Source organism: Belnapia mucosa, from assembly GCF_016775475.1.
GTDB lineage: Bacteria > Pseudomonadota > Alphaproteobacteria > Acetobacterales > Acetobacteraceae > Belnapia > Belnapia mucosa.
On record NZ_JAEUXJ010000065.1, the window covers coordinates 1 to 1,958 of the forward strand.

Sequence of the window (1,958 nt, forward strand, 5' to 3'; positions counted from 1 at the left end):
ATCTCCACATCCGTCATGAGGAAATCCGCCGAAAAGCTAACACCAGAGCTGGACCACTTTCGCCGTGTCACCTCACATGATCTGGCTTGGCCGTCTGGCCCTGCCGGAGCGGAGCGTAGGCGGGGCCGTGCGGCCAGGGCAACATCGCTTCCGGTGCTGGCGGCTGGTAGCTCAGCGCGCTGTGCGGCCTGATCGTGTTGTAGTGCCGCCGCCAGCGCTCGATCAGCAGCTCGGCTTCCCGCAGCGAATAGAAAACTTCTCGGTCCAGCAGCTCGTCCCGGAGCTTGCCATTGAAGCTTTCGTTGTAGCCGTTCTCCCATGGGCTGCCGGGCCCGATGAACAGCGTCTTCACCCCAACCCGGCCGAGCCAGCCACCCACCTCCTTCGCTACGAACTCGGGCCCATAGCACATCGGGAACCTGAGCCTGCCGGGGTCTGACCCGGCATGGGCGGCCACGACCGGTCAGCAAAGCTCCACAGTGATGGTGTCCAGCCACACCGAGGAGACCGACCGGTCATGACCAGTTTCCAGCCTACACCCCAGGCGGTGGCCTTTGTCGCCATCGATGTCGCCAAGCTGCGCAATGAGGTGCTGATCGAGCTGTCAGACGCCCGGCGCCGCCGGCGTTTGACGGTGACCAATACCCAGGCCGAGCACGATCGGCTGGTAGGCGAGTTGCAGGCCCTGGCCCGCCCGATCACGGTTGGCTTCGAGCCGACCGGGCACTACCACCGCCCCCTGGCCTGGCGCCTGGTGCAGGCCGGGTTTGATGTGCGGCTGGTCTCCTCCGTCGCCCTGGCCCGCACCCGGGAGGCTCTGCACAACGGCTGGGACAAGACTGATCCGAAGGATGCCCAGGTGATCCTGCACATGCTGCGGATCGGCGCGGCCAAGCCCTACCACGACCCGCTGGCGCACGGGATTAACGACATTCAGGGGCTGTCGATGACCCATGAGGTGGTCTCGAAAGCCAAGACCGAGACGCTCCATCGCCTGCAGACCCACTACCTGCCGCTCTACTTCCCGGAGATCGAGCGGTTCCGGAACAACACCCGCAGCGACTGGTTCTTCCCCCTGCTGGAGCGCTTTCCCGTGCCGGCCAGCATCACCGCCCTGAGCAAGGAGGCTTTCATTGAGGCCGCTTGGGACGTCGCCGGGCGCAAGGTCGCCAAGGCCCGCCTGCTTGGCGACATCTACGAAACCGCCCAGACCTCGATCGCTCTGCCGATCGCGCCCGATGCCCCGGCAATCGCCATGTTCCGCCTCGTCATGCCGCGATGCGGCACCTCATCCAGCAGTGCGATGTCATCGAGCGGATCGCTACCGAGGTGTTGAGCCGGCAGGCCGACTACCAGCGTCTCCAGCAGGTGCCTGGCATTGGGCCAATCAACGCGCTCGCCATTCTCGCCGAGGCCGGCGATCTGCGTCGCTTTGGCCACCATCGCCAGTTCTTGAAATTCTGCGGCCTCGACCTCGCCACCCACCAGTCCGGCCAGTTCCGTGGCAAGACCAAGTTGTCCAAGCGGGGCAACGCCCGCCTGCGCCGGACCTTGTGGATGGCGGCTCAGGTTGCCATCCGCGAGCGGGAGAACAGCTTCCGTGCCAAGTTCGAGCGCTACGTCACCTTGTTGCACGAGTCGTGTGGTCGGACGGGTTGGGGGTAGGCTGGCGCAGGGGCAAGCCCTCGCGCCATGAGGGTGGCCCGCTGTGCCCTTCAAGGCGAATGCCGATCGCCGGCACCACATTCCCAAGCAGCGCCACAAGGTGACGAACTGGGCGGCGTACGATGCCGGCCTGCGCGCCCGCGGCAGTCTGACCGCGGGGTTCTCCGAGGCGGGGGTCGAGGGCTGGCGCGCCGAAGCGCGCAGCGGCCGGGGCGGCCAGCCGAAGTACTCGGCCCTGGCGATCGCAACCGCCCTGACGCTGCGGTCCGTGTTCAGCCTGGCGTTGCGCCAAA

1 protein-coding gene and 2 pseudogenes are annotated in these 1,958 nt (G+C 66.4%); 2 read left to right on the forward strand and 1 reads right to left on the reverse strand.

The genetic code is table 11. The features are described 5' to 3' along the window. Positions 1–67 precede the first annotated feature (67 nt). Positions 68–403: pseudogene (locus JMJ55_RS30345) on the reverse strand (integrase core domain-containing protein); the annotation flags it as partial. A 114-nt stretch (positions 404–517) separates the two neighbouring features. Here JMJ55_RS30345 and JMJ55_RS30350 point away from each other — a divergent pair. Further along, positions 518–1,623: pseudogene (locus JMJ55_RS30350) on the forward strand (IS110 family RNA-guided transposase); the annotation flags it as partial. 85 nt (positions 1,624–1,708) lie between these two features. Beyond that, the coding region (locus JMJ55_RS32015) for a transposase (RefSeq protein ID WP_202829334.1) at positions 1,709–1,958 on the forward strand (250 nt) is incomplete at its 3' end.